The following is a 4,693-nucleotide window of genomic DNA, read 5'->3' as shown; positions in this document are numbered from 1 at the left end:
GGCCGGCCAGCTCTCCTACGGCCACCAGCGCCTGCTGGAGGTGGCAATGGGCCTGGCGCTGAGGCCGCGCCTGCTGATCCTCGACGAGCCGACGCAAGGGCTGGCCGACAGCGAGATCGACAATTTCGTCCTACTGGTGCGCGAGATCGCCAAGCATGCCACCGTGCTGCTCATCGAGCACAACATGCCGGTGGTCATGCAGCTTGCCGACCGCATCACCGTCTTCAATTCGGGAAAGATTCTCGCTGAGGGCACGCCCGAGCAGATCCGCGCCAATGCCGAGGTGCAGGATGCCTATCTCGGAGCGACCCATGGCTGATCTCCCCGGCACCGAGAGCGGGCTGCTCGCCATTTCCGGCCTCGACTGTTTTTACGGCGAGGTGCAGGTGCTCTACGGGCTCGACCTTGTCCTCAACAAGGGCGAAGTGCTTTGCCTATTCGGCCGCAACGGCGCCGGCAAGACGACGACGCTGAAGGCGATCATGGGGCTGGTTCCGGCCGCTGCCGGTTCGATCAGACTGGCCGGCAAGGAGCTGACCGGACTTGCCGCACATGACGTGCCGAAGACGGGCGTCGCTTATGTGCCGCAGGGCCGGCGATTATTCGCCGACATGACGGTGGCGGAAAACGTCGAGATCGGCCTGATGACCCGCGGCAAGGGCAAGGCGACGCGGGAACGCGTCCTCGACCTTTTCCCGCTGTTGCGAGAGCGCTTGAAGCAACGCTCCGGCACGCTTTCCGGAGGCGAGCAGCAAATGCTTGCCATGGCGCGTGCGCTCTGCCTCGAGCCGCAGGTGCTTCTTCTCGACGAGCCCACCGAAGGGCTGATGCCCTCGATGATCGCCAAGATCCGCGAGACGGTGGCGAAGCTGCGCGATCTGGGCGTCTCGACGATCCTGGTCGAGCAGCGCGTCGACGCCGTGCTGTCGGTCGCCGACCGCATCTCATTCATCGAGAACGGCCGCAACCGCGAGACCGTCGATGTCGAGGAACTGCGCGCCGACCCCTCCGCGGTTCGGCGCTATGTGGGCGTGGGCTGAAGGTCACTGCGAAGCAGCGGGAGCTGGCGCCGAGCCCCACCCGGACCTGGCCCGACCTCCCCACAAGGGGAGGTAAAGCTCTGCACCGCTTCACCTAAAAAACAAAAACCCCGCGATCAAAAACGTCGGGATCAGCACCAGGCCGGACCACGCCATGTAGCCGAAGAAGCCCGGCACCTTGAAGCCGCGATGTCTGGCGATAGCAAAGACCATGAAGTTCGGCGCATTGCCGATATAAGTGTTGGCGCCCATGAACACGGCGCCGGCCGAGATCGCGGCGAGCGTGGAGGCCGCCTCCGTCATCAGGTGCCTGGCGTCGCCGCCGGCAAGCTCGAAGAACACCAGATAGGTCGGCGCGTTGTCGAGGAAGGACGACAGCGCTCCGGTCAGCCAGAAATAGGCGAGATCGTCGGGCTGGCCGTCCGCCGAGGTGACCAGCGAAACCAGCGGCGCCAGCGCCCCATCGTGCCCGGCTCTCAGGATGGCGATAACCGGCACGATGCAGATGAAGATGCCGGCAAACAGTTTCGCCACCTCGGCGATGGGCCCCCAACTGAAGCCGTTCGCTTCCCTGTGGTTTTTGTACGAGACTTTGAGCGACAGAAAGGCCAGCGCCAGGATGATCGCGTCGCGTACCAGGTTCTGCAGCTCCAGGCCGATGCCGAGGATCGGGATGCTGATGCCCGGCTTCCAGCTGGCGGAAAGCAGGATCGCACCGATCACGCCGGCCAGCAGCGGCAGGTTGGCGAGGCCGCGCAGGCGCACCTTCGTGTCCGGTGTCGGGTCCTTGATCTTCGGCAAGCCGCCCTCGCGGCGATGCAGCACGATGTCGAGCGCCAGGAAGATGATCAGCACCAGCCCGCCGGTGAACAGCGTCTCGCGCCAGAGGTTCGCGGTCGTCCAGAAGAAGTCGACCCCGCGCAGGAAGCCGACGAAGAGTGGCGGGTCGCCGAGCGGGGTCAGCGAGCCGCCGATGTTCGAAACCAGGAAGATGAAGAAGATCACCACATGCGCGTTGAACGGGCGGTTGTCGTTGGCGCGCAGCATCGGCCGGATCAGGATCATCGAGGCGCCCGTCGTGCCGATGACCGAGGCGAGGATCGCGCCGATCAGCAGCAAGCCTGAATTGACCAGCGGCGTGCCGTGGATGTTGCCGGCGACCAGGATGCCGCCGGAAATGGTGAACAGCGCGAACAAAAGGATGATGAAGGACAGATATTCGGTGAGCAGCGTGTGCAGCACCGCCTCGCTTGCCGCCGGCATGCCGAAAGCGATCGCCAGCGGAACCACGGCAAGTGCCGCCCACGCGGCGGCGATCTTGCCGTAATGATGCTCCCAGACATGATGGAACAGCAGCGGCCCGGTCGCGATCGACAGCAACAGGCCGGCAAAGGGCAGCGCCCACCAGAGCGACATCGCCGCGCCGGGCAGCTCATGCGCCTCGGCTGCGAAAACCGCTTGTGGAAAGGCGAGAAGGAGTGCGGCCGTCATGGTTGCCGCCAACACCTTCGCCAATGTCGCAAAGCCCCCTCGATGCCTCACGGCGCGGTCAGTCCGAAAGGTGATCTTCGAGCACCACCCCGGCCTCGCGCATCCGTTTCAGCATCGTGCCGACCGAGCCGTTGAGATCGATGCCGCGGCAGGCATCCAGCCGCACCGTCGTCTTGAAACCTTGCTTGGCGGCATCGAGTGCCGAGAAGGCGACGCAGAAATCGGTGGCCAGGCCGACCAAGGTGATGGTGTCGATGCCGCGCTCCTTGAGATAGCCGGCAAGGCCGGTTGGGGTCGTGTGGTCGTTCTCGAAGAAAGCCGAATACGAGTCGATCGCGGTGCGGAAACCCTTGCGGATGACCAGTTCCGCTTTGGTCCAGGCGAGCCCGGAATGGAAATCGGACCCAAGGCTGCCCTGGATGCAGTGATCCGGCCAAAGCGTCTGCGGCCCGTAGGGCATCTCGATCGCTTCGAAGGGCTGCTTGCCTGGATGGCTGGAAGCGAAGCTCGAATGGCCGGCCGGATGCCAGTCCTGCGTCAGGATCACGTGATCGGTCCGCCGGATCAGGTCGTTGACCAGCGGCACGATCTCGTCGCCCCCGGCCACGGCCAGCGCGCCGCCGGGGCAAAAGTCGTTCTGCAGGTCGATGACGATGAGCGCTTCGTCGGCCATGCGGCCTCCCTTCTTCCTCGGCTTGGGCTCCAGTTGACGCGACCGGACACGGAACCTTGACCAGATGGCCGGCTGCGTCAACCTCCACAGGCATAACAAAGCCGTGGCCGACCACTTCGCTTTGACAATCGCGGCGAAGTTGATATCATTTGCATACGAATGAATTTGCCCGGCTGGACGGCGGCAGATTCCCTCGGAAAGGCCCCTTTCTGGGAAGGCAAAGCGTGATCCGTTACGCGAAACCCACCACGGTCGACGAGGCGCTCGCTCTGCTTGGCGAGGACCGCTGGCGCATTCTGGCCGGCGGCACCGATTTCTATCCGGCGCAGGGCGCGAAACCATTCCGCGACAACATTCTCGACATCAATGGTCTCGCCGCGCTGCGCGGCATCGCCGAGACGGGCGACTATTGGTGGATCGGCGCCCGCACCACCTGGACCGACGTCGTGCGCCACAAGCTGCCCAGGGCGTTCGATGCGCTGAAGGCGGCCGCGCGCGAAGTCGGCTCGGTCCAGATCCAGAACGTCGCGTCGGTCGCCGGTAATCTCTGCAACGCCTCGCCCGCCGCCGACGGCGTTCCGGCGCTGCAGGTGGTCGATGCCGAAGTCGAATTGCGGTCGGCGAAAGCCACGCGCTACCTGCCGCTTGGCGGGTTCATTCTCGGCAATCGCCGCACGGCGCTGCAGCCAGACGAGATGGTTACCGCCATTCGTGTGCCGAAACGTTCGGCTGTCGGCTCGTCCGCCTTCGTCAAGCTTGGCGCGCGGCGCTATCTCGTGATCTCGATCGCCATGGCGGCGGCGCGTCTCGTGATCGAAGATGGCGTGGTCGCTGATGCTGCTATCGCTGTCGGCGCCTGCTCCGCCGTCGCCCGTCGTCTTGCCGGCGTCGAGGCGGCCCTGCGCGGCCAGCCGGTTACCGCCGCGCTCGCCGATGCGGTGCTGTCCGCGCCGATCGACGAACTGTCGCCAATCGCCGATGTGCGCGGCAGCGCCGAATACCGGGAGCATGCGGCGCGCGAGATCGTTGTCCGCGCAGTGTGCGCTGCGACCAGCCTGGGCGAAGGCAAGGTGGCCGCATGACAATGGAGCGCACCGACATTGCCTTCGAGGTCAACGACGCGGCTGTCAGCGTGTCGGTGCCGCCGGTGCGGCGGCTCTCGCAGGTTCTGCGCGACGAGTTGCGGCTGACCGGCACCAAGGTCGGCTGCGACGCCGGCGATTGCGGCGCCTGCACCGTGCTGGTCGACGGCAATCCCGTCTGCGCCTGCCTTGTGCCGGCGGCCTTGGTCTCCGGCGCGTCCGTCACGACGGTCGAGGGCCTCGCCAACGGCAGGCTGTCGGCCTTGCAGGCGTCCTTCCTCGAACACGGCGCCGCGCAATGCGGCATCTGCACGCCGGGCCTGCTGGTGGCGGCTACCGCGCTGCTGCAGCGCAACCCAACGCCGAGTGAGGCCGAGACGCAGGATGCGCTGGGCGGCGTGCTCTGC

The 4,693-nt window shown here is 65.7% G+C and carries 6 protein-coding genes; 4 read left to right on the top strand and 2 right to left on the bottom strand.

The annotated features are described in order from the left end of the window. Together EOA60_RS19450 and EOA60_RS19445 are read left to right on the top strand one after the other, a co-directional pair. On the top strand, positions 1–319 hold a 319-nt coding region (locus EOA60_RS19450), incomplete at its 5' end, for an ATP-binding cassette domain-containing protein (RefSeq protein ID WP_164899410.1). Beyond that, a complete protein-coding gene (locus EOA60_RS19445; RefSeq protein WP_067324011.1) occupies positions 312–1,040 on the top strand; it encodes an ABC transporter ATP-binding protein in 729 nt (242 codons plus the stop codon). The genes EOA60_RS19450 and EOA60_RS19445, both read left to right, overlap by 8 nt. Before the next feature lie 90 nt (positions 1,041–1,130). Here EOA60_RS19445 and EOA60_RS19440 read toward each other — a convergent pair whose 3' ends face one another. Both EOA60_RS19440 and pncA read right to left on the bottom strand, forming a co-directional pair. Next, positions 1,131–2,531 (bottom strand): sodium:proton antiporter, encoded by a 1,401-nt coding sequence (locus tag EOA60_RS19440; protein WP_095825560.1) that lies wholly within the window; start codon positions 2,529–2,531, stop codon positions 1,131–1,133. A gap of 58 nt (positions 2,532–2,589) precedes the next feature. Beyond that, positions 2,590–3,204 carry a bifunctional nicotinamidase/pyrazinamidase gene (gene pncA, locus EOA60_RS19435; protein ID WP_095776932.1) on the bottom strand — a complete coding sequence of 205 codons (615 nt, stop codon included), beginning with the start codon at positions 3,202–3,204 and terminating at the stop codon, positions 2,590–2,592. A gap of 224 nt (positions 3,205–3,428) precedes the next feature. Here pncA and EOA60_RS19430 point away from each other — a divergent pair, with 224 nt between their 5' ends. Together EOA60_RS19430 and EOA60_RS19425 are read left to right on the top strand one after the other, a co-directional pair. Beyond that, the gene (locus EOA60_RS19430; RefSeq protein WP_095825561.1) at positions 3,429–4,286 is read left to right on the top strand and encodes a xanthine dehydrogenase family protein subunit M; all 858 of its coding nucleotides are present in this window, start codon (positions 3,429–3,431) and stop codon (positions 4,284–4,286) included. After that, on the top strand, positions 4,283–4,693 hold a 411-nt coding region (locus EOA60_RS19425; RefSeq protein WP_164899409.1), incomplete at its 3' end, for a (2Fe-2S)-binding protein. The genes EOA60_RS19430 and EOA60_RS19425, both read left to right, overlap by 4 nt.

The organism is Mesorhizobium sp. M1A.F.Ca.IN.020.06.1.1 (assembly GCF_004023265.1).
Lineage (GTDB): Bacteria > Pseudomonadota > Alphaproteobacteria > Rhizobiales > Rhizobiaceae > Mesorhizobium.
This window is presented reverse-complemented; position numbering and strand designations above follow the sequence as displayed.

What these genes read in the sequence shown, in the direction of transcription:
- pncA (WP_095776932.1), bottom strand. Translation starts at nt 3,204, where the DNA reads ATGGCCGACGAAGCGCTCATCGTCATCGACCTGCAGAACGACTTTTGC.
- EOA60_RS19445 (WP_067324011.1), top strand. Translation starts at nt 312, where the DNA reads ATGGCTGATCTCCCCGGCACCGAGAGCGGGCTGCTCGCCATTTCCGGC.
- EOA60_RS19440 (WP_095825560.1), bottom strand. Translation starts at nt 2,531, where the DNA reads ATGACGGCCGCACTCCTTCTCGCCTTTCCACAAGCGGTTTTCGCAGCC.